The organism is Tardiphaga sp. 768_D3_N2_1, assembly GCF_052076105.1.
GTDB lineage: Bacteria > Pseudomonadota > Alphaproteobacteria > Rhizobiales > Xanthobacteraceae > Tardiphaga.
The window spans coordinates 1,789,958-1,811,082 of the sequence record NZ_CP197245.1; the positions used below are offsets into that span (position 1 = coordinate 1,789,958).

The 21,125-nt window shown below is 62.1% G+C and carries 19 protein-coding genes; 14 read left to right on the forward strand and 5 right to left on the reverse strand.

Translation table 11 applies throughout. The annotated features are described in order from the left end of the window. Positions 1–63 precede the first annotated feature (63 nt). The 7 genes from AB8A27_RS08115 to AB8A27_RS08145 all read left to right on the forward strand — a co-directional run bounded on the left by AB8A27_RS08115 (position 64) and on the right by AB8A27_RS08145 (position 8,519). Positions 64–1,287, forward strand: coding sequence for a CaiB/BaiF CoA transferase family protein (locus AB8A27_RS08115; RefSeq protein WP_441241477.1), 1,224 nt, complete (start codon positions 64–66; stop codon positions 1,285–1,287). Between the two features lie 195 nt (positions 1,288–1,482). Further along, complete coding sequence (locus AB8A27_RS08120; protein WP_441241478.1) at positions 1,483–2,652, forward strand: acetyl-CoA acetyltransferase; 1,170 nt, start codon at positions 1,483–1,485, stop codon at positions 2,650–2,652. A gap of 15 nt (positions 2,653–2,667) precedes the next feature. Beyond that, a complete protein-coding gene (locus AB8A27_RS08125) occupies positions 2,668–4,206 on the forward strand; it encodes an AMP-binding protein (protein WP_441241479.1) in 1,539 nt (512 codons plus the stop codon). Positions 4,207–4,457: 251 nt separating this feature from the next. Next, positions 4,458–5,681 carry a CaiB/BaiF CoA transferase family protein gene (locus AB8A27_RS08130; RefSeq protein WP_441241480.1) on the forward strand — a complete coding sequence of 408 codons (1,224 nt, stop codon included), beginning with the start codon at positions 4,458–4,460 and terminating at the stop codon, positions 5,679–5,681. A gap of 3 nt (positions 5,682–5,684) precedes the next feature. Beyond that, positions 5,685–6,851, forward strand: a complete 1,167-nt coding sequence (locus AB8A27_RS08135; RefSeq protein WP_441241481.1) for an acyl-CoA dehydrogenase family protein — start codon at positions 5,685–5,687, stop codon at positions 6,849–6,851. A gap of 166 nt (positions 6,852–7,017) precedes the next feature. After that, a complete protein-coding gene (locus tag AB8A27_RS08140; RefSeq protein WP_441241482.1) occupies positions 7,018–8,154 on the forward strand; it encodes a thiolase family protein in 1,137 nt (378 codons plus the stop codon). Continuing rightward, the gene (locus AB8A27_RS08145) at positions 8,151–8,519 is read left to right on the forward strand and encodes a Zn-ribbon domain-containing OB-fold protein (RefSeq protein ID WP_441241483.1); all 369 of its coding nucleotides are present in this window, start codon (positions 8,151–8,153) and stop codon (positions 8,517–8,519) included. The genes AB8A27_RS08140 and AB8A27_RS08145 overlap by 4 nt, the downstream gene beginning before the upstream one ends. Positions 8,520–8,614: 95 nt before the next feature. Here AB8A27_RS08145 and AB8A27_RS08150 read toward each other — a convergent pair whose 3' ends face one another. Continuing rightward, a complete protein-coding gene (locus AB8A27_RS08150) occupies positions 8,615–9,742 on the reverse strand; it encodes an S-(hydroxymethyl)glutathione dehydrogenase/class III alcohol dehydrogenase (RefSeq protein WP_092151296.1) in 1,128 nt (375 codons plus the stop codon). Between the two features lie 102 nt (positions 9,743–9,844). Between AB8A27_RS08150 and AB8A27_RS08155 the strand changes: the two genes are divergently transcribed. Next, entirely contained in the window at positions 9,845–10,732 is an 888-nt protein-coding gene (locus AB8A27_RS08155) for a DMT family transporter (RefSeq protein ID WP_441241484.1), read from the forward strand. A gap of 245 nt (positions 10,733–10,977) precedes the next feature. Here the strand turns inward: AB8A27_RS08155 and AB8A27_RS08160 are convergent, their stop codons facing one another. The 3 genes from AB8A27_RS08160 to AB8A27_RS08170 form a co-directional block, all read right to left on the reverse strand. Beyond that, complete coding sequence (locus tag AB8A27_RS08160; RefSeq protein ID WP_441241485.1) at positions 10,978–11,343, reverse strand: hypothetical protein; 366 nt, start codon at positions 11,341–11,343, stop codon at positions 10,978–10,980. Between the two features lie 74 nt (positions 11,344–11,417). Beyond that, positions 11,418–12,914, reverse strand: a complete 1,497-nt coding sequence (locus tag AB8A27_RS08165) for a cryptochrome/photolyase family protein (protein ID WP_441241486.1) — start codon at positions 12,912–12,914, stop codon at positions 11,418–11,420. A 289-nt stretch (positions 12,915–13,203) separates the two neighbouring features. Further along, positions 13,204–13,863 carry a peroxiredoxin gene (locus tag AB8A27_RS08170; protein ID WP_089267220.1) on the reverse strand — a complete coding sequence of 220 codons (660 nt, stop codon included), beginning with the start codon at positions 13,861–13,863 and terminating at the stop codon, positions 13,204–13,206. 68 nt (positions 13,864–13,931) lie between these two features. Here AB8A27_RS08170 and AB8A27_RS08175 point away from each other — a divergent pair, with 68 nt between their 5' ends. Both AB8A27_RS08175 and AB8A27_RS08180 read left to right on the forward strand, forming a co-directional pair. Continuing rightward, positions 13,932–14,147, forward strand: coding sequence for a hypothetical protein (locus AB8A27_RS08175; RefSeq protein WP_441241487.1), 216 nt, complete (start codon positions 13,932–13,934; stop codon positions 14,145–14,147). 100 nt (positions 14,148–14,247) lie between these two features. Beyond that, entirely contained in the window at positions 14,248–14,814 is a 567-nt protein-coding gene (locus AB8A27_RS08180) for a hypothetical protein (protein ID WP_441241488.1), read from the forward strand. Between the two features lie 70 nt (positions 14,815–14,884). Here the strand turns inward: AB8A27_RS08180 and AB8A27_RS08185 are convergent, their stop codons facing one another. Further along, complete coding sequence (locus AB8A27_RS08185; protein WP_441241489.1) at positions 14,885–16,714, reverse strand: alkaline phosphatase family protein; 1,830 nt, start codon at positions 16,712–16,714, stop codon at positions 14,885–14,887. 156 nt (positions 16,715–16,870) lie between these two features. On the opposite strand from AB8A27_RS08185, the gene AB8A27_RS08190 reads away from it, so the two are divergent. The 4 genes from AB8A27_RS08190 to AB8A27_RS08205 all read left to right on the forward strand — a co-directional run bounded on the left by AB8A27_RS08190 (position 16,871) and on the right by AB8A27_RS08205 (position 21,096). Next, a complete protein-coding gene (locus tag AB8A27_RS08190; protein WP_441241490.1) occupies positions 16,871–18,889 on the forward strand; it encodes an acetyl-CoA carboxylase biotin carboxylase subunit in 2,019 nt (672 codons plus the stop codon). A gap of 56 nt (positions 18,890–18,945) precedes the next feature. After that, a complete protein-coding gene (locus tag AB8A27_RS08195; RefSeq protein WP_441244854.1) occupies positions 18,946–19,767 on the forward strand; it encodes an isocitrate lyase/PEP mutase family protein in 822 nt (273 codons plus the stop codon). A gap of 2 nt (positions 19,768–19,769) precedes the next feature. Then, complete coding sequence (locus AB8A27_RS08200) at positions 19,770–20,069, forward strand: acylphosphatase (protein ID WP_092151284.1); 300 nt, start codon at positions 19,770–19,772, stop codon at positions 20,067–20,069. A 283-nt stretch (positions 20,070–20,352) separates the two neighbouring features. Continuing rightward, the gene (locus tag AB8A27_RS08205; RefSeq protein WP_441241491.1) at positions 20,353–21,096 is read left to right on the forward strand and encodes an outer membrane protein; all 744 of its coding nucleotides are present in this window, start codon (positions 20,353–20,355) and stop codon (positions 21,094–21,096) included. Positions 21,097–21,125: the final 29 nt, after the last annotated feature.

The window sequence follows — 21,125 nt, forward strand, 5'->3', positions numbered from 1 at the left end:
GTAAGCGCTCGCTTCACACGTTCACCGTGGCCGACGCGACGAACAATATAGCAGGAGGAATGTATGCCGGCTCTGCCGCTTTCGGGCATCAAGGTTATCGATATGACGCGGGTGCTCGCCGGCCCGATCGCCGGTCAGATGCTCGGGGATCTCGGCGCTGAGGTCATCAAGATCGAACGCCCTGGAACCGGCGACGATTCCCGCGCTTTCGGCCCTCCTTATCTGAACGATCCGGACGGTGGCCGGCACGACAATGGGTTCTATCTCTGCGCCAATCGGAACAAGAAGTCAGTCACGGTCAATGTGGCCAAGCCTGAAGGCCAGGAGATCATTCGCGAACTCGTCAAGACGGCCGACGTGTTGTTGGAAAACTACAAAGTAGGCGACCTTAAGCGGTATGGCCTCGACTACGATGCGATCAAAGCCATCAACCCGCGCATCATCTATTGCTCCGTGACGGGCTTCGGACAAACAGGTCCCTATGCCACGCGTGCCGGCTACGATGCGATCCTGCAGGCGATGGGCGGTCTCATGAGCGTCACCGGCCATCTCGACGGCGAGCCGGGCGAGGGCCCGATGAAGGTCGGTCCCTCGATCGTGGACTATATGACCGGCCTCAACGCCTCCATCGGCGTCATCTCGGCGCTCTATCACCGCGATGCCAATGGCGGGGAAGGACAGCATGTCGATGCCTGTCTCTTCGATACGGTGATCGCCTCGCTGTCGCACTGGCTTCAACCCTATCTCATCCATGGCAAAGTCCCGCCGCGCCGCGGCACCTGGGGCAATGGCGGCATGCCTGCCGGCGTCTTCCGTTGTACCGATGGCGAGATCATGATCGTCAATGGCAATGACGGCCAGTTTCAGCGGACATGCGAAGTGCTCGGCGAGCCGGACCTCGCGAAAGATCCGCGCTTTCTGAAGAACAATGATCGCGTCGCCCATGGCAAGGAGATCATGGCCATCTACGCCGGTCTGTTCCTGAAACAGCCGGTCGCCTACTGGCTGGAACGTCTGGAGGCCGTTGGCGTGCCGTCCGGCCCGATCAACGATTTCGATCAGGTTTTTTCGGACCCGCATGTTCAGGCTCGCGGCATGCGCGTGAAGGTGGAACATCCGTTCGAGGCGGCGCTGTCGCTGGTGCGAAATCCGCTGACTTTCGTAGGCACGCCGATCACCGACTATCGCGCGCCGCCGCTTCTTGGCGCCAACACCGACGAGATCCTGTCCACCATCGGCTACGATGGCGGAAAGATCGACGCGCTTAGGAAGATGGGCATCATCTAGACCAGTCAGGCCACCAGCGAGCCCCATGGTCCTCGCAGTTGGCGGTTCCTGGATCTGCCCGGCGGCGGCGTCCGTTCGGGCTGGGGACTGGGCGGGCATAACCGCCATGTGCGTGCGGACGATGAAAAGCCTGTCACAGGGCTGAAGCCGCGCTATATCTATCGCAATTGCGAAATTGAAACCGGGAGAACGACCATGACTGCCAGCATCGTTGGTTGGGCGCATATGCCTTTCGGAAAATTCGACGCGGAGACCGTCGAGAGCATGGTGGTTCGCGTCGCGACCGAGGCCATGGCCGATGCCGGCATCTCCGCATCGGACGTCGATGAAATCGTGCTCGGTCATTTCAACGCCGGCTTCTCGCCGCAGGACTTTACCGCGTCGCTGGTGCTGCAGGCCGATCCCGCGCTGCGCTTCAAGCCCGCCACCCGCGTCGAGAATGCCTGCGCCACCGGCTCCGCTGCCGTGCATCAGGGCATCAAGTCGATCGCGGCCGGCACGGCCAAGATCGTCCTCGTCGTCGGTGTAGAACAGATGACCAAAACGCCAGGGCCGGAGATCGGCAAGAACCTGCTCCGCGCGTCCTATCTGCCGGAAGACGGCGAGACCCCTGCGGGCTTCGCCGGCGTGTTCGGCGGCATCGCGCAAAAATACTTCCAGAAATATGGCGACCAGTCCGACGCGCTCGCGATGATTGCCGCCAAGAACCACGCCAACGGCGTCCACAATCCCTATGCGCAGATGCGCAAGGATGTCGGCTTTGAATTCTGTCGCTCCGAAAGCGACAAGAACCCGTTCGTCGCCGGTCCCTTGAAGCGTACCGACTGCTCGCTGGTGTCGGATGGCGCCGCGGCATTGGTGCTGACCGATTCCGAGACCGCCAAGACCATGGGCAAGGCGGTCAACATCAAGGCCACCGGTCATGCGCAGGACTTCCTGCCGATGTCCAAGCGCGACATCCTCGAATTCGAAGGCTGCACCGTGGCGTGGCAGAAGGCGCTGAAGTCGGCCGGCGTCGAGCTCGGCGATCTCTCTTTTGTCGAGACCCATGACTGCTTCACGGTCGCTGAACTGATCGAATACGAAGCCATGGGCCTAACGCCGCGCGGGCAGGGTGCGCGCGCCATCAAGGAAGGCTGGACCCAGAAGGACGGCAAGCTGCCGGTCAATCCATCCGGCGGCCTCAAGGCCAAGGGCCATCCCATCGGCGCCACCGGCGTGTCCATGCATGTGCTGAGCGCGATGCAATTGCTCGATCAGGCACCCGAGGGCATGCAGATCAAGAATGCTAAACTCGCCGGCATCTTCAATATGGGTGGCGCGGCGGTGGCGAATTACGTTTCGATCCTCGAGCCCGCGAAGTAACGCGGGCCCTGCGCCATGAATGTTGCACAATGGTTGGCATCGTCGGCGCGTCTGCATCCGCAGGCGCCGGCGCTGCTGACCGGCACCGCGGTCCAGGCTGATTACGCTACATTCGCGCGCCGTGCCGCAGCGATCGGCGCGGGATTGATGCGCGATTACGGCATTCAACCTGGCGACCGCGTCGCGCTGTTCGCGTCAAACTGCACCGAATATCTCGAATGCATCTATGCGGTGTGGTGGATCGGCGCTGTCGCGATCCCGATCAATGCCAAGCTGCATGGCCGCGAGGCCGCATGGATTTGCGACAATGCCGGCGTGAGGTTGGCCTTTGTCGACGACGACAGCCGTAGCGCGCTCGTTCAGGTCGAGGAAGATCTGCCGACCGGCATGCAGATGCTCTCGATCGACAGCGAGACCTATCGCGAATTGCAGCATGGCGAGCCGACGTCACTGGTGCCGTTGCCGCGCGAAGACAACGATCTCGCCTGGCTGTTCTACACCTCCGGCACCACCGGTCGACCGAAAGGCGTGATGCTCAGCCACGGCAATCTGGTGGCCATGTCCATGTGCTATCTCGCCGATGTCGATCAGGTGCATCAGCGCGATGCCATCCTCTATGCTGCGCCGATCTCCCATGGCGCCGGTCTCTATAATTTCATCCATGTCCGCATGGCCGCGCGGCACGTCGTGCCCGAGAGCCAGGGCTTCGAGCCCGACGAAGTGCTCGATCTCGGCAAGCAACTCGGCGATGTCGCGATGTTTGCAGCACCCACCATGGTGCGCCGGCTCGTCGATGCGGCGAAGAAACGCGGCGAGACGGGTGAGGGCATCCGCACCATCGTCTATGGCGGCGGGCCGATGTATCTGGCCGATATTCGCGACGCCATCGCCACGATGGGGCAGCGCTTCGTGCAGATCTATGGCCAGGGTGAATCGCCGATGACGATCACCTCGCTGCCGCGCGCCTTCCATGCCGATGTCGATCACCCGCGTTATCTCGAACGGTTGGCATCGGTCGGGCCGGCGCAGAGCGTCATGGAAGTGCGGATCACCGATGCCGACGGCAAGCCTTTGCCGGTTGGCGAAACCGGTGAGGTCGAGGCCAAGGGGCCGGCAGTGATGCTCGGCTACTGGAACAACGACAAGGCCAATGCCGAGACGCTGAAGGGCGGCTGGCTGCGCACCGGCGATGTCGGCCGGCTCGACGAGGACGGCTTTCTCACGCTGTCCGACCGTTCCAAGGACGTCATCATTTCCGGTGGTACCAATATCTATCCGCGGGAAGTCGAGGAGGCGCTGCTGACACATCCCGCCGTACGGGAAGTCTCGGCGATTGGCGTGCCTGAGCCGGACTGGGGCGAGGTCGTGGTTGCCTGCGTGGTACTGGAGCCGGGCGCCGCGGCTGACGATGCCGCGCTCGACGCGCATTGCCTCGCCAATATTGCCCGCTTCAAGCGCCCCAAACGCTACGTCTATCTGGATGCGCTGCCGAAGAACAATTACGGCAAGGTGCTGAAGACCGAGCTGCGGGAGATGATGAAGCATTCGTCGTAGGATGGGTAGAGCGCAGGCGCACCGCGCCGAAGCGAAACCCATCAACCGCCCGGTGATCCGGGTGATGGGTTTCGCGAAGACGCTCTACCCATCCTACTGACACCACACATTACCACTTTGACGCGTACCGGCTTCCCACGCATACGGCTCCGCGTCTGGCGCCCTTGCGCCTGCCGAACCCATCCCGCTAAGACGAAGCCAACAGGGGCGCTACTGGCGCCTGACCACACGCTTTTCGGGAGCAAACGGCTTTGGCGGGACCACTTCACGGGATCAGGATCATCGATATGACTTCGGTGATGATGGGGCCTTACTGCACCCAGACGCTGGGTGACTACGGCGCCGATGTGATCAAGGTGGAGTCCCCCGATGGCGACGTGGTCCGCGCGATCGGGCCGATGCGCAATCCCGGCATGGGGCCCATTTTCCTCAACACCAATCGCAACAAGCGCTGCGTCTGTATCGACCTGAAGAAGGAAGAGGGCCGCGAAGCGCTGCTGAAGCTGGTCGCGACGGCTGACGTGCTGGTCTACAACGTCCGCCCGGCGGCGATGGTGCGGCTCAATCTCGGCTATGACGTGGTGTCGAAGATCAATCCGCGCCTGATCTATGCCGGCGTGTTCGGTTTCAGCCAGGCCGGCCCCTATGCCGCCAAGCCCGCTTATGACGACCTGATCCAGGGCGCCACCGCGCTGGCGGCCTTGAATGCGCGGATCAGCCCCGATGGCGTGCCGCGCTATGTGCCGAATGCGCTGGTCGATCGCATCGTCGGCCTGAATGCGCTGGGCGCCATCCTCGCCAGTGTGGTGCATCGTGACCGTACCGGCGAGGGGCAGCGCGTCGATATTCCGATGTTCGAAACCATGGCGGGCTTCATGATGGGCGACCACATGGGCGGGCTCACCTTCGATCCTCCGCTCGACAAGGGCGGCTATGGCCGTCATCTGTCGCCGGACCGTCGGCCCTACCAGACCTCCGACGGCTATATCTGCGCCATGGTCTATAACGACAAGCAGTGGAAGAGCTTTCTGAAGCATGTCGGCCGCGAGGAGCTGTTCGACGATCCGCGCTTTGCGACCTTCCCGCAGCGCATCCAGCATATCGACACGGTGAATGCCGAACTGTCGCGCATCTTCAAGACGAAGACGACGGCGGAATGGGCCAAGCTGCTCGATGAGGCTGACGTGCCGTCGACGCCGATGCATACGCTGGAAAGCATGATGCAGGATCCGCATATGCTGGCGACGGACTTCTTCCAGCAGGTCGAACATCCGACCGAAGGCGCGGTGCGCAACATGAAGGTCGCCGCGACCTGGTCGAAGACGCCGGTCGATCTGTCGCGTCTCGCCTCGCATCTCGGCGAGCAGAATGCCGAAGTGCTGGCTGAGATCGGCTACACTGCCGAGCAGATCGAGAAAATGCACACGGACGGCGTGCTCAAACAGGCTGCTATCCCCGATACATCGGAGCTGTAACGCATGGATTTCGCCCTCGACGCCAACCAGGAATCCATCCGCGACACGATAGAGAAGATCTGTTCGCGCTTCGACGATGCCTATTGGCTGAAGAAGGACAAGGAGGGCGGCTTCCCCATCGAATTCCACAAGGCGATTGCCGATGCCGGCTATCTCGGCATCTGCATCCCCGAGGAATATGGCGGTTCAGGCCTGGGCATCACCGATGCCGCGATCATGATGCGGGCGATTTCGGAATCCGGCGCTGGCATGTCCGGTGCTTCGGCCGTGCATATGAATGTGTTCGGCCTCAACCCGGTCGTCGTGTTCGGCACGCCCGAACAGTGTGCGCGCATGCTGCCGCCGATCGTGGACGGCACCGAGAAATCCTGCTTCGCGGTGACCGAGCCGAATACCGGCCTCAACACCACACAGCTCAAGACCCGCGCCGTCCGCAAGGGCGATCGCTATATCGTCAATGGTCAGAAAGTATGGATCTCCACCGCGCAGGTTGCCGAGAAGATCCTGCTGCTGGCGCGCACCACGCCGCTGGACGACGTGAAGAGCCCGACCCACGGGCTGAGCCTGTTCTATACGGATTTCGATCGCTCGAAGATCACCGTGCATGAGATCGAGAAGCTCGGCCGCAAGGCGGTGGACTCCAACGAGCTGTTCTTTGCCGATTTCGAAATCCCCGTCGAAGACCGGATCGGCGAGGAGGGACACGGCTTCGAATATATCCTGCATGGCATGAATCCCGAACGCATCCTGATCGCGGCGGAAGCAGTGGGGCTCGGCAAGGTCGCGCTGAAGCGCGCGGCCGACTACGCCAAGGTGCGCAACGTGTTCAACCGCCCGATCGGCCAGAACCAGGCGATCCAGCATCCGCTCGCCAAGAATTGGATGGAACTCGAAGCCGCCTGGCTGATGGTGCTGTCGGCCGGCTGGCAATATGATCAGGGACTGCCCTGTGGCCCCGCTGCGAATTCGGCGAAGTATCTCGCAGGCGAAGCCGGCTATCACGCTTGCGAGCAGGCGGTGATGACCCATGGCGGCTTCGGTTATGCCAAGGAATATCACGTCGAGCGCTACCTCAGGGAATCGCTGATCCCGCGCATCGCCCCGATCAGCCGCGAGCTGATCCTGAGCTTCATCGCCGAGAAGGCGCTCGGTCTGCCGAAGTCGTATTGATGCGTGATCGCGCCAACACGCTCCGGCAGTCGTCCCCGCGAAGGCGGGGACCCATAACCTCCGAGTTTGTAGTGAGGCGCTGTGGTTGCGGCCGGGTTCTAACTTCGCCTCCCAAGGCTATGGGTCCCCGCCTTCGCGGGGACGACAATCGAGTTTGGAGCCGCGCATGAGCTACATCACCGGCGTCGGTCTTCTCCCGTACGGCAAGCACGAGGGCTCATCGACCATCGATCTGATGTCCCGTGCAGCGGAGCTCGCGCTGGCGGACGCCGGCCTCAAGCGCGGTGATATCGATGGCTTCCTCTGCGGCTATTCCACCACCATGCCGCATATTATGCTCGCCACCGTCTTCGCCGAGCATTTCGGCATCACGCCATCTTACGCCCATGCCATCCAGGTCGGCGGCGCCACCGGCATGGCGATGGCGATGCTGGCGCATCAGTTGGTGGAGGGCGGTGTTGCCAAAAACGTCCTCGTGGTCGGCGGTGAGAACCGGCTCACCGGCCAGAGCCGCGACGCCTCGATCCAGGCGCTGGCGCAGGTCGGCCATCCCACCTATGAAGTGCCGCTCGGGCCGACCATCCCGGCCTATTACGGCCTCGTTGCCAACCGCTACATGCACGAATATGGCGTGACGCAGGAAGACCTCGCCGAATTCGCCGTGCTGATGCGCCAGCATGCGCTGACGCATCCCGGCGCGCAATTTCACGAGCCGATCACCGTCGCCGACGTGATGGCCTCGAAGACCATCGCGACGCCGCTCAAACTGCTCGATTGCTGTCCGGTTTCCGATGGCGGCGCGGCTTTCGTCGTCAGCTATGAGCCGACCAGCCCGACCAAGATTCGCGTTCGCGGCGCTGCGCAGGCGCACACCCATCAGCACATCACCGCGGCACCGGCGCTGTCCGAACTCGGCGCCGAAATCGCCATCGCGCGCGCCAAGAAGGCGACGGGTATTGAAATCTCCGACGTCCGTTACGCCGCGGTCTATGACAGCTTCACCATCACACTGGCGATGCTGCTGGAAGACCTCGGCCTTGCCGGCCGCGGCGAGGCAGCGGCACGCGTGCGCGCCGGCCATTTCGGCCAGCATGGTGCGATGCCGCTCAACACCCATGGCGGTCTGCTTTCTTACGGCCATTGCGGCGTCGGCGGTGCGATGGCGCATCTGGTCGAGGCGCATCTGCAGATGACGGGCAGGGCCGGGAACCGTCAGGTCAAGGATGCTTCCGTCGCGCTGCTGCATGGCGACGGCGGCGTGCTTTCTTCTCACGTCAGCATGTTCCTGGAGCGCGTCAAATGAGCGAGCTCAAGCCTGTCGCCGACTGGACCACCGGGACTGAGGCGATCAGCTATCAGTCCTGCCGTGCCTGCAAATCGATCCAGTATTTCCGCCGCAGTTTTTGCGCGGCCTGCGGGTCGCCCGATCTCGACGACAAGACTGCCAGCGGTGAGGGCACCGTCTATGCGACGTCCCTCGTGCTGCGTGCCGGGACGCCGGAAGCGCGCGAGCATGTGCCCTATAATATCGTTCTGATCGATACCGACGAAGGCTTTCGCATGATGGCCCACGGCGCCAACGATCTCGTCATCGGCGACAAGGTAAAAGCCGGCTACCGGCAATTCACCGGCCGCCTCGTGCCGTTCTTCGAAAGGTCTTCGACATAAACGTGGTGTTCAAGGGGGAGTGACCCAAAACGCCGTGCCGTAGGATGGGGTGAGCGTCTTCGCAAAACCCATCCTACGGCCTAGGCGCTTGTAGCCTAGAACGTCACCACGCCGCGGATACTCTCCCCACGCTTCATCAGATCGAACCCCTTGTTGATGTCCGCGAGCGGCATCACGTGGGTGATCATCGGGTCGATCTGGATCTTACCCTGCATGTACCAGTCGACGATCTTCGGCACGTCGGTACGGCCGCGGGCGCCGCCGAAAGCGGAACCCTTCCAGACGCGGCCGGTCACGAGCTGGAACGGACGCGTGGAGATTTCCGCGCCAGCCGGCGCTACGCCGATCACGATGGACTGGCCCCAGCCGCGGTGGCAGGCTTCCAGCGCCTGACGCATCACGGTGACATTGCCGGTGCAATCGAAGGTGTAATCGGCGCCGCCGATCTGGTCGGCACCCTGCTTGGTCATGTCGACGAGGTGAGGGACCAGATCCTTGCCCAGCTCCTTCGGATTGACGAAATGCGTCATGCCGAAGCGCTCGCCCCAGGCCTTGCGGTCATTGTTGATGTCGACGCCAATGATCATGTCGGCACCGGCGAGGCGCAGGCCCTGCAGCACGTTGAGGCCGATGCCGCCGAGACCGAACACGATGGCCTTGGCGCCTTGCTCGACCTTGGCGGTGTTGAATACCGCGCCGATGCCGGTGGTGACGCCGCAGCCGATATAGCAGACCTTGTCGAACGGCGCGTCCTCGCGGATCTTCGCGACCGCGATCTCAGGGAGCACCGTGTAATTGGCGAAGGTCGACGTACCCATATAATGATGGATGGGCTTGCCCTCGAGCGAGAAGCGCGAGGTGCCGTCAGGCATCAGGCCCTGGCCCTGCGTCGCGCGAATGGACGTGCAGAGATTGGTCTTGCGCGACAGGCATGACGGGCACTGGCGGCACTCCGGCGTATAGAGCGGGATGACATGGTCACCCTTCTTCACGGAAGTGACGCCGCGGCCGACATCGACGACAACGCCGGCGCCTTCATGGCCGAGGATCGCCGGAAACAGACCTTCGGGATCGGCGCCGGACAAAGTGAACTCGTCGGTGTGGCAGATGCCGGTGGCCTTGATCTCGATCAGCACTTCGCCGTCGCGCGGGCCTTCGAGCTGAACGGTGGTGATCTCCAGCGGCTTGCCGGCACTGATGGCAACGGCGGCGCGAACGTCCATGGCAAATTCCTTCGATAATGGTCTCGGTGGTGTGATGTCAGGCGGGCAGGCCCGCGCAAACAGCCATTGCCGCTTAGCACATGATCGGGCACTGAGCAGCCCATGAAACAGGTTCAGAAAAGCGATCTTGAAACCCTGATCGGCGGTGCCGCGCCCGTCGTCTTCGTGCTGCTGTGGTGCACCGGCTTCATCGGCACGAAATATGTGCTGAACGGCGCCGAGCCGCTGACCTATCTCACTGTGCGGATGATGCTGGCCGTTGCGATCATGGCGGTGATCGTTGCGTGGGCGCGACCGGCATGGCCGGATCGCGCGGGCATCGGCCACAGCATCGTCGCCGGGCTGCTGGTGCAGGGTCTTTATCTTGCCGGGACGGTGTTTGCGGTGGCGCACAAGGTCCCGGTCGGTCTGTCGGCGCTGATCCCGGGCCTGCAGCCAATCCTCACCTCCATTCTGGCGAGCCGCTTTCTCGGCGAGCGCGTCACGCCGCTGCAGTGGGGCGGACTAGGACTTGGCCTCGCCGGCGTGTTGCTGATCCTGTACGGACGCCCGATGACGGGCGAGGCGGGCTGGGGATGGTTTGCGTCCGGCGTTTCGCTGATCACGATCACCGTCGGCACGCTCTATCAGAAGCGCTATTGCGGCGGCATCGACTGGCGCGCCGGCAGCTTCATTCAGCAACTCGCAGCTTTGGTGCTGTTCGGTATCGGCGCATGGCTGTTCGAGACCAATGTGATCCACTGGTCGGCGGAGTTTGTGCTGTCGGTGGTGTGGCTCGCGGTGGTGCTGTCGATCGGTACCGTCGGGCTGCTCTACTGGCTGCTGCGGCGTCAGCCCTCGAGCCAGGTGGCAAGCCTGTTCTATCTGGTGCCGGCCGTGACGGCGCTGATGGCCTTCGTCCTGTTCGGCGAGAAGCTCGATGCCGTCGCCATCATCGGCATGATTGCCTGCGGCGCTGCGGTGTTGCTGGTCAACCGCGCCAGGGCGTGATTGCTGACTGGCGCCAAGCACAGAACCATCCCATGTCGTCCCCGCGCAGGCGGGGACCCATAACCACGGTCGGCGAAGTTAGAACGGCATAGCCACAACGACAGCGCTTTGACCTGTTCGACGGCGTGTATGGGTCCCCGCCTGCGCGGGGACGACAGCCGAGGCTGATGCATTTCCTTCGCTAACTCCAGACATGAAAAAGCCTCCGGGCTTGGACCCGGAGGCTTTCACATCTGCGAAGAAGCTTACTTCTTCTTGGCAGCCTTCTTGGCCTTCTTGGCCTTCTTCGGAGCGGCCTTCTTGGCGGCCTTCTTCACGGTCTTCTTGGCAGCTGCCTTCTTCACGGTCTTCTTGGCAGCTTTCTTGACGGTCTTCTTCGTTGCTTTCTTAGCCATTGGTCTCGCTTTCTGGGTTTTCTTCTTTGAAGATTTCTTCGCAGAAGATTTCTTGGTGGACTTCTTCGTCTTCTTAGCCGGGGTCACTTTCTTTGCGACTTTCTTTGCGGCCTTCTTGACCTTCTTCGCCACCGAGGTGGCGACTTCCTTAGTCGCGTCGGTTGCGCTGCTCAGCGCATCCGCCACTTGCTCCAGGACTGGAGTGTCGTCGTTCATAGTATCCCCCAACATTGTCGACTTTTTCACGTTAGTCCGATTCGGGCGCGTGTTGAAGAGTGTGCTATCGACAGTCAACTATTTCGTATCGTTGTGTACGCCTTTAATGCGCGCTCGCGACCGACTTTATGATCGACGATTGGCGACGGATAGTCTTTGCCTAAAGTGATTCCCGCGTTTTTGAGTTCGAGCGGTGAAGCCGTCCAAGGCTGGTGAATCTGTTTTGTGGATAGTTCGCTCAGTTCGGGCACCCAGCGCCTGACATAGACACCACCGGGATCGAACTTCTCGCCCTGCAGGATCGGATTGAAGACGCGGAAGTAGGGTGCTGCATCCGCACCGGAGCCTGCGACCCACTGCCAGTTGGCGGGATTGCTGCCCGCATCGGCATCGACAAGCGTATCCCAGAACCACCTCTCGCCCTCGCGCCAGTCGATGAGCAGATGTTTGACGAGGAAGGATGCGACCACCATGCGTACGCGATTGTGCATCACACCGGTGTGCCAGAGCTCGCGCATGCCCGCATCGACGATCGGATAGCCGGTCAGACCGCGTTGCCACGCGTGCAACGCCTTGCGATCGGTCTTCCACGGGAACTCATCGAAGGATGATTGCAGATTGCGCGTGGCCAAATCGGGAACATCGAACAGCAGATGGCGGCAGAACTCGCGCCAGCCGACTTCGCTCATGAACTTTGCGATGTCGCTGCTGTGTTTCGGATGTTCTGCAGCTGCGAAATGCGCCGCGGTCCAGATCTGACGCGGACTGATCTCGCCGAAGCGAAGATGCGGCGAGAGGCGCGATGTGATCTCGCGGTCGGGCCGATCACGATCGCTGCTATAGCCCGCGATCTCCCTGAGGAAACGCTTGAGATGTTTCTGCGCGGCGGCTTCGCCAGGCGTCCACGTCTCGCGCAGGCCGCCGGCCCAGTCAGGCTTCGACGGTTCGAGCGCCCAGTCGGCGAGCTTATCGCTCTTCAGCTTCGGCGCGGGCAGTAGCTTCTTCGGCGCCGGTTGAGGCTTCGCCGGTCCGCCCATTGCCTGGACGCGCCGCCAGAACGGTGTGAACACACGCAGGCCGCGGCTCTCCTGGGTAGCGGTCTCCTTGGCGCGGATTGTCGCGGGATGCGCCAGGAGATCGCCCGGAAAGCTCTGCGTGCCAATATCGAGATCGGCGAGCGCTTCGGTGACGCCATCGGCGACGGCGAGATGCGGCGCCTGCGCGATCTCGTTCCAGAAGACGTGGCTGGCATCGACTGTGCGCACCACATCGACGATGACGTCGGCCGCAGCGCCCTTGCGCAGCACCAGTGTGCCGCCGATGGCGTCGAGGCTCGCGCTGAGCGCGCGCAGCGACTGCGCCAGCCACCACCTCGTCGCGCCGCCCATCGGCCGCGCCTGCGGTGGTCTCAGTGCCTTGCTCTGCTCATCGAGGATGTAGAGACAGATCACCGGCACATTGCGCCTGGCTGCGGCATGAAGGGCAGGGTGATCGGACAGACGCAGGTCGTCGCGAAACCAGACGACGATAGGTGCTTGCACCGGTGTTGAGGTCGAAGATTGATCGGTCATCACTTCATCCAACGCGGATGTCGGGTGATCGATCCGGCCTCGAATACCGCGAGGGTTTGCAACCTTGCGCACATTCGCGCGTAGTATCAGGATATTTATTACCGAATTGGTACTGGCAGCGATTTTGAAGCGATATGCGATTCGCTACCCGACGACGTTCGTTGTCATGCCGTCGCTGGATCAGTGGCTCACCCGATGCGATTGCGTGTTGCTGCCCACATCCGCAAAACAGAAGAGGCGCCGCGATCTCTCGCGGCGCCTCTCTCGTTCTTGCAAATCAGTCGCAGCGTTACTTCGGCTGCGGCACGATGCGGATATAGGGCTTCGGCTCTTTCCAGCCGTTCGGATAGATCGTCTTGGCTTCGTCGTTGGTGACGGAGCCGGCGATGATGACGTCCTCGCCATGCTTCCAGTCGGCTGGGGTGGCGACGCGATGCTTGGCGGTCATCTGCAGTGAATCGATCACGCGCAGGATTTCCTGGAAGTTGCGGCCGGTGGTCATCGGATAGACCAGCACCAGTTTGATCTTCTTGTCCGGCCCGATGATGAAGACGTTGCGCACGGTGGCATTGTCCGCCGCGGTGCGGCTGTCGGCATCGCCCGCCACGTCGGCCGGGAGCATGTTGTAGAGCTTCGAGACCTTGAGGTCGGTGTCGCCGATCATCGGGAAGGTCGGGCGGGCGCCCTGGGTTTCGTTAATATCGTCGACCCACAGCGCGTGCTTGTGCACGGGGTCGACGCTGAGACCGATCAGCTTGACGCCGCGCTTGTCGAACTCCGGCTGCAGCTTGGCGAGCGCACCGAGCTCGGTGGTGCAGACGGGGGTGAAGTCCTTCGGGTGCGAGAACAAAAGAGCCCAGCTATCCCCGATCCAGTCGTGAAACTTGATGCGGCCGGCCGTTGTTTCGGCCTCGAAATCGGGGGCGACGGCGTTGATCTGGAGCGTCATGATGGACCTCATGTCATTCTGATTACAGATGAATTTTGTGGGCCAATTATAAAGGCGCACGCTGGTAAATGGAACTGTCCGGCAAAAAGGACAAGAACTTTCTTCAAATTCAGCGCGCGCTGGCATTCAGTTTCACGCAAGGCGGCTGCGGCAAAATACCCACGCAACATGATGTTATCGGATGCCGTGATGTTGCCTCCCGTCCGGCGCAATCCCGCCTGACCGCATCGCCACATCAGATCGAACCCAGCAACGCTCCGGCGCGACTGAACTGCAACGGTTAGGGATAAGAAAAACTCCTGTCCATCTCTTAACCGAGTGTTAAGTCGCCCATGGAATTGCTGGGCTATGTTGAGAAATATGCTGCAAACAGAAGAGCTTGAAATGTCATCCGCTGCCGCTGCCGACGTAATCGGCGCCATCGAAACCTCCTCCATCCACGATCATCGCGCTGCGGCGCAGGCCCTCGCCGTCGTGCGCGACGGCGTCATCACCGGCGAAGGTCCGACCACCCGCGGCCGTATCCATTTCTCCCGTGCACTCGATGCCGATGACGCCGCCTGGTGTGAGCGCATCCTTGGGGCGTCGGCACTGGCCAGCCAGCCGGTCAGCCGCGACGAGGCCGAGGCACTGTTTGCGATCAACGAAGCCGCAGCCGAGCGCAGCGATGATGGTCGTTTCGACGACCTGTTCGCCAAGGCAGTCGTGCATCACGCGGCATCCGCGTCGGGCCTGCCGGTGCCGTCGCGCACCGTGGCGCTGTCGCCCGATGTGGCCATCGAGACCTGGGCTCCGACCAAGGCCGTCGGTGTGAATATCGAGGTGCTCGAATGGATCGCCACGCAGATGCGCGCCAAGCGCGTCAGCAACGCCACCATCATGACGCTGGTCACGACCGTAGTCGGCGCTGCAACGCTGCAGCTACCGAACGTGTTCGACATCGGCATGTAAGCCGGTCGCAGATCGTCAGAATAGGACAACGGCGGAGCGTGGCTCCGCCGTTTTTTGTTGGGGCTGTCGCTTACTTCCCGTCGAGGCCGACAGTCCGGCCCGGGAAACCGGCGACGTCGAAATACTTGTGCTCGCCGACCTTCTGCAGTTGCAGCACCGTGACCAGACCCTGATCGTCGGGCGCCGAGCGCAACACCTCGGAGATCGCGTTCGGCGTGTCGCCCGTCGTCGTCGCTTCACTCATCACGCGGCCGATCAGGCTGCCTTTGGCGTCGCGCTTCAGGCCAAGCAGATGCGCGGCGGTAATACCGGTATCGGCATTGCTGACCGGCAGGGGATCGACGAAGCCGGCTTTGAAGTCCGGTCCGATCGCCGCCATGAAGTTGTGGGTATCGCCGCGCCCGAACGAGCCATGCATGCCCTGGCCCTGCCGCAATACGGTGTCGGCAACCTCGACCTGGCACGCCGCCGGCTCTTCGCAGCCCTCCGAATAGGAGCGGAATGAAACGACGATGGCGGGATGCGGTGTGACGGCCTTGCCCGACAGGTTGATCGCCGACAGCGGCAGCGCGCCCGGGAAGGAGCCGAGCGTATCGTCGACGAAGATGCCGCTGATGTAATCCTGCTTCAGCAGCGCCTTCACGGTGCGGCCGGCGAGGTCCTTGTCGGCGGTCGGCAGATAGATCAGGTCGGAGCCGCCATTGGTGGCGATGATCAGCTCGGGCTTGTCTTTATCCTTGCCGATGAACGCATTGCCGGCCTTCGGATAGGCGTTGTCGGTGACGGTCTTGAACCCGTCATTGGGATCGAACAGCGGCAGGTCGAGCGACTTGGCGAGATCGATGGCCAGGAAGCCCAGCGGCAGGAAACCTTCCGGCGTGTCGGCATAGCTGCCCTTGATGGTCGCCGAGGTCTTGCTCTCCTTGGAGATGGTCGAGAAGCCGTGATCCGCCGAGATCATGATGTTGGTCGAAGCGGCGAGACCGAGATCGTCGAGCGCCTTGCGGAGCTGCGCCAGATTATCATCGGCATTCCTGATCGAGGCGAGCGAGGAGGGACCATTGATACCGGGCGTCACCTTGTTGAGGCTGTCGCCCTGGTTGTGCTGGGTGCCATCGGGATCGCGCGACCAGAACACCAGCACGAACGGCTTGTTGCGTGCCTTGAACATCGGCAGAACCACTTTACTCGCGACGTCGGCCATATAGGCCTGCTGCTTGATATTCGCCTCGACCGTTCCCGGCGTCTTGGCGTCGCCAGCCTTGCCGTTCTCGCCGCGGCCCGGGGTTTCCACCGCGAGGCCAGCCTTCGCCAAAGCGTCCTTAATCTCATCCGACAGGGGAATGCCGAGCAGCTTGCCTGCCTTGTCGACGCCGCCGGTCTGGTCGTCGATGGTGATGGTCTCCTTGCCGGTGCGCTCGGTGTGATCGAACATCAGGGTCGGGCCGACCTTGCCGATCGCGGCCGTCGAAAAGCCCGCTTTGCGCGCGGCCTTCAGCAGCGTTTCCTCATTGAGGTAATCGCCATTGAACTGCTCGTCGAGATCGCCGAGCACCTGATCATGTTCGATGAAGGGGATCGGGCTGTTGTTCTGCACCGGGGTGGGGCGGCCGGTATAGATCGAGTTCGAGAATACCCCGGTATCGCCGAGATAATGGCCCGAGGCCATGCCCGACGCATTGGCCATGGTGAAGGTCGGAAACAGCGAATGCGAGTTCTGGAAATTGACGCCTTTATCCCGCACTGCGGACATCGCAGGTGCCGTTTCCGGCGTCACTTTCAGCGCCCGGAGCCCATCAGGTACGAACAAAATGAGGTTGCGGGGAGGGCTGTTTTGGGCGAAAGCCGTTGTTGCGGATATAAGAGTAAGACTGAGGGAGAGGATGGTGGCGCAGCGCATGAAAAACCTCGCTTCGAAAGAACTCGGCCGATCCGGTCCAGACGTCTTCTCTAGTTTTTGTCCGCGACAGAATTGTTACGACTGCGGCGCCATGCCACATTGTACCGTCGACCCCATCTTTCCGATCCCGCCTCAAGGTTGCAAGTAAGACAGCTCATGTTCAAAAAAATTCTGATCGCCAATCGCGGCGAGATCGCCTGCCGGGTCATCAAGTCCGCCCGCAAGATGGGTATCAAGACCGTCGCCGTTTACTCCGAAGCGGATCGCGACGCGCTCCATGTCGAGATGGCCGATGAGGCCGTGTTCATCGGACCTCCGGCCGCCGCCGAGAGCTATCTCCTGATCGAGAAGATCGTCGAAGCCTGCAAACAGACCGGCGCCGAGGCTGTGCATCCCGGTTACGGTTTCCTGTCCGAGCGCGAAGCGTTTCCGCGCGCGCTGGAAGCTGCCGGCATCGTCTTCATCGGCCCCAATCCCGGCGCCATCGCCGCCATGGGCGACAAGATCGAATCCAAGAAGGCGGCAGCCGCAGCCAAAGTTTCCACAGTGCCTGGCCATCTCGGCGTCATCGAGGACGACAAGCATGCGGTGAAGATCGCCGACGAGATCGGCTATCCCGTGATGATCAAGGCGTCCGCCGGTGGCGGCGGCAAGGGCATGCGCATCGCGCATTCGACCGCGGAAGTCGCCGAAGGCTTCAACCTCGCCAAGGCCGAGGCAAAGGCCTCGTTCGGTGACGACCGCGTCTTCATCGAGAAATTCATCGTCGATCCCCGCCACATCGAAATCCAGGTGCTCGGGGACAAGCATGGCAACGTGATCTATCTCGGCGAGCGTGAATGCTCGATCCAGCGCCGCAACCAGAAGGTCATCGAGGAAGCCCCAAGCCCGCTGCTCGACGAGACCACCCGCCGCAAGATGGGCGAGCAGGCCGTGGCGCTCGCCAAGGCCGTGAATTACGACTCTGCCGGCACCGTGGAATTCGTCGCCGGCCAGGACAAGAGCTTCTACTTCCTGGAAATGAACACCCGTCTGCAGGTCGAGCATCCGGTGACCGAGCTCGTCACCGGTGTCGATCTCGTCGAGCAGATGATCCGCGTTGCCGCTGGCGAGAAGCTGGCGCTTGCGCAGAAGGACGTCACGCTGACCGGCTGGGCTGTGGAATCCCGCGTCTATGCGGAAGATCCGTTCCGCAACTTCCTGCCGTCGATTGGCCGCCTCGTGAAGTATCGCCCACCGGCGGAAAGCCATGTCGAGGGCGGGGTGACCGTGCGTAACGACACCGGTGTGGAGGAAGGCGGCGAGATCTCGATCTATTACGATCCGATGATCGCCAAGCTCGTCACACACGCGCCGTCGCGCGCCGCTGCCATCGAGGCGCAGTCGCAGGCGCTCGACGCGTTTTATGTCGACGGCATCCGGCACAACATTCCGTTCCTGTCGGCGCTGATGAACCATCCGCGCTGGCGCGAGGGCAATCTCTCCACCGGCTTCATCGCCGAGGAGTTTCCGGGCGGCTTCGCCGCGAGGACGCCGGAAGGCGAAGTGGCGCGCCGTATCGCGGCCGTGGGTGCAGCCGTCGATGCCGTTTACGGCGAGCGCAAGCGGCAGATTTCGGGCCAGTTGATCGGTCGTGCGGTGACGCGTGCCGGCCGCCGTGCGGTGTGGCTTGAGCGCGAGGAGATCGCGCTCGATGTCGCCCGTGACGGCGATGTCGTGACCGTGGCTTTCGTCGGCGCCGACGGCAAGACCGGTACGCCGCATAAGCTCGCGTCGTCCTGGAAGCCCGGCGTGCCGGTCTGGGAAGGCACCATCGATGGTCACAGCATCGCCATGCAGGTGCGCCCTCAGGCCTCCGGTATCCGCATCGCCCATCAGGGCTTTGAGGTTGCGGTCAATGTCTTCACCGAGACCGAGGCTGCGGCGGCGCGCCTGATGCCGGTTGGCGTCAAGGCTGATACCGGCAAGAAGCTGCTATGCCCGATGCCGGGCCTCGTGGTGTCGATTGCCGTGACCGAAGGTCAGGACGTCAAGGCCGGCGAGACCCTTGCCGTGGTGGAGGCGATGAAGATGCAGAACGTGCTGCGTGCCGAACGCGACGGCACCGTCAAGAAAATCCATGCCGCCGCCGGCGCAACGCTGGCGGTGGATGCGCTCATTCTTGAATTCGCGTGACGACGTTCCGGCAACGCCGTTACGGCCTCCGGGCGATCCTGTCCGGCGATCGCTGCATGCGTCCGGGATCGGTCTATGACGCGATCTCAGTACGCATCGCCGAGGACCTCGGCTTCGAGGTCGGCATGTTCGGCGGCTCCGCGGCATCGCTCGCCATTCTCGGCGATCCCGACATCGCGCTGATCACGCTCACCGAACTCACCGAGCAGATGCGGCGGATGTCGCGCGCCGGCTCGCTGCCGGTGCTGGTCGATGCCGATCACGGCTATGGCAATGCGCTCAATGTCCGCCGCACGGTGGAAGAGCTCGAAGCCGCCGGCGCTGCCGGCTTGACGATTGAGGATACGCTACTGCCCGCAACCTTCGGCGAAGCCAAAGCGCAGTTGATCTCGCCGGAAGAGGGGCTCGGCAAGATCAAGGCCGCGCTTGGCGCGCGACAGGATCCGGCGCTCGTCATCGTCGGGCGCACCGGCGCGGCATCGATCACCTCTGTCGACGATGCGATCGCGCGTGCGAAATCCTATGAAGGTGCTGGCGTCGATGCGCTGATGTTTACCGGTCTCAAGAGCCGCGCCGAGCTGCAGGCGGCGTCAGCCGCGACCACGTTACCGATCGTGCTGGGCAGTCCCACCGATGACATGGATTGGGATTTCCTCAGCGCCCAGCGTGTGCGCATCGCCATTCAGGGTCATGCGCCGATCTCCGCAGCGACGGCCGCCGTTCATGCGACTCTCAAAGCAGTGCGCGCAGGTGCGGGGCCGAAGGAGCTGAAGAATCTTGCCTCAAGCGAGTTGATGGAAAGCGTCACCCGCGGCGCCGTGGTAAAACAGCGCGGCATCGATTTCCTTGGTTTGAAAGATTCGGGGCTCAAGAAATAGCGATGAGCGACGTGATCCGTCACGTGATGATCCTCGGCCGGGTGCAGGGCGTTGGCTATCGCTACTGGACGGAGCACACCGCAACCTCGCTGGGCTTGCAGGGCTGGGTACGTAACCGCCGCGATGGCAGCGTCGAGGCTGTGTTCGCTGGATCTGCCGAGATCGTCGACCGGATGATCGCCGAATGTTGGCGTGGGCCGATCTCGTCGCGTGTGGATGCGGTCGATGTGACCGATGCCAGCGCTGACATGCTCAAGCTACGCGGGGCAGGCAAGGGCTTCGCAACGTTACCGACGCTTTGATCCTCAATGAAAAGGTTGCCGCACATCACTCGGTGACGACCACCGTTCTGTCCGAGAAAGCCCGGAGCAGCGGCCAGACTGTGAGGAGCGAACGATGTGGTGCGGATGCATATACCGCTACCAACAACTAGATACCTATTCTCAGATTTCATTATGAAAAAAGAACGCGCGTCGTCGCGTTGATGCAGCTCAGAATGGTCGCGCGTGTTGCGCTCGAGTTACAGACGTTCTCGTACTTCGAGCGCAGACTTTCCAGCGGTTCGCAACTTGGGGAGAAATTGCAATGAAGAGCATTTTACTTGCCACTTCCGCGATTGTGTTTGCCGCACTATCGGCTCAAGCCGCCGACCTGCCGGTTTATACAAAGGCACCTGTGCCCGTCGTCGCGCCGTTTAGCTGGTCTGGTTTCTATGTCGGCGGTGACGTCGGATACATCTGGGGCCGCAGCAACGTTCACGACGTTAATTCGTATAATGGCGCGCCAGACTTTAGCTATGGCCCCGACGGGTTCACCGGGAATGGCCACATTGGCTATAATTGGCAGAGCAGCATCTACGTGTTCGGCCTTGAGGTCGAAGGTGGTTATCTCGGCTTGAAAGGATCTCGGCAATATCCGCCCTATGTCGGCGTCCGCACACCGGCTGATAGCGTCGCCAGCGTGGGTGAAGGTGCCTATGTTGCAGTAACGGGGCGCGTCGGTGTTGTTGTTGGCGGCAACTGGCTCATTTACGGCAAGGGCGGCTATGCGGCGACCGACGTGAAAACGACTTACACCGACACGGACCCTACGGGCCTTGTGCTGACCAACGTTACCAGCAGTCGTCGTGACGGTTGGACGGCCGGTGCCGGCGTAGAATGGGCCTTCACCAACAATTGGACTGCTCGCTTCGAATACGCTCACTACGATTTTGGAAGGGCCACAAGTTCGGGGCTCGGCGGCGCAACGGTCTACAACTTTGAGCAGTCGCTCAGAGCCGATAGCGTCCGCGTCGGCTTGAATTATAAGTTTGGCAGTTGGGTGTACTAATCCCCATACTATCTTCAGAAGACTAAGCC

Coding starts and splice junctions, on each gene's coding strand:
- AB8A27_RS08115 (WP_441241477.1), top strand. CDS start 64: ATGCCGGCTCTGCCGCTTTCGGGCATCAAGGTTATCGATATGACGCGG.
- AB8A27_RS08120 (WP_441241478.1), top strand. CDS start 1,483: ATGACTGCCAGCATCGTTGGTTGGGCGCATATGCCTTTCGGAAAATTC.
- AB8A27_RS08125 (WP_441241479.1), top strand. CDS start 2,668: ATGAATGTTGCACAATGGTTGGCATCGTCGGCGCGTCTGCATCCGCAG.
- AB8A27_RS08135 (WP_441241481.1), top strand. CDS start 5,685: ATGGATTTCGCCCTCGACGCCAACCAGGAATCCATCCGCGACACGATA.
- AB8A27_RS08140 (WP_441241482.1), top strand. CDS start 7,018: ATGAGCTACATCACCGGCGTCGGTCTTCTCCCGTACGGCAAGCACGAG.
- AB8A27_RS08145 (WP_441241483.1), top strand. CDS start 8,151: ATGAGCGAGCTCAAGCCTGTCGCCGACTGGACCACCGGGACTGAGGCG.
- AB8A27_RS08150 (WP_092151296.1), bottom strand. CDS start 9,742: ATGGACGTTCGCGCCGCCGTTGCCATCAGTGCCGGCAAGCCGCTGGAG.
- AB8A27_RS08155 (WP_441241484.1), top strand. CDS start 9,845: ATGAAACAGGTTCAGAAAAGCGATCTTGAAACCCTGATCGGCGGTGCC.
- AB8A27_RS08160 (WP_441241485.1), bottom strand. CDS start 11,343: ATGAACGACGACACTCCAGTCCTGGAGCAAGTGGCGGATGCGCTGAGC.
- AB8A27_RS08165 (WP_441241486.1), bottom strand. CDS start 12,914: ATGACCGATCAATCTTCGACCTCAACACCGGTGCAAGCACCTATCGTC.
- AB8A27_RS08170 (WP_089267220.1), bottom strand. CDS start 13,863: ATGACGCTCCAGATCAACGCCGTCGCCCCCGATTTCGAGGCCGAAACA.
- AB8A27_RS08175 (WP_441241487.1), top strand. CDS start 13,932: ATGGAACTGTCCGGCAAAAAGGACAAGAACTTTCTTCAAATTCAGCGC.
- AB8A27_RS08180 (WP_441241488.1), top strand. CDS start 14,248: ATGTCATCCGCTGCCGCTGCCGACGTAATCGGCGCCATCGAAACCTCC.
- AB8A27_RS08185 (WP_441241489.1), bottom strand. CDS start 16,714: ATGCGCTGCGCCACCATCCTCTCCCTCAGTCTTACTCTTATATCCGCA.
- AB8A27_RS08190 (WP_441241490.1), top strand. CDS start 16,871: ATGTTCAAAAAAATTCTGATCGCCAATCGCGGCGAGATCGCCTGCCGG.
- AB8A27_RS08195 (WP_441244854.1), top strand. CDS start 18,946: ATGCGTCCGGGATCGGTCTATGACGCGATCTCAGTACGCATCGCCGAG.
- AB8A27_RS08200 (WP_092151284.1), top strand. CDS start 19,770: ATGAGCGACGTGATCCGTCACGTGATGATCCTCGGCCGGGTGCAGGGC.
- AB8A27_RS08205 (WP_441241491.1), top strand. CDS start 20,353: ATGAAGAGCATTTTACTTGCCACTTCCGCGATTGTGTTTGCCGCACTA.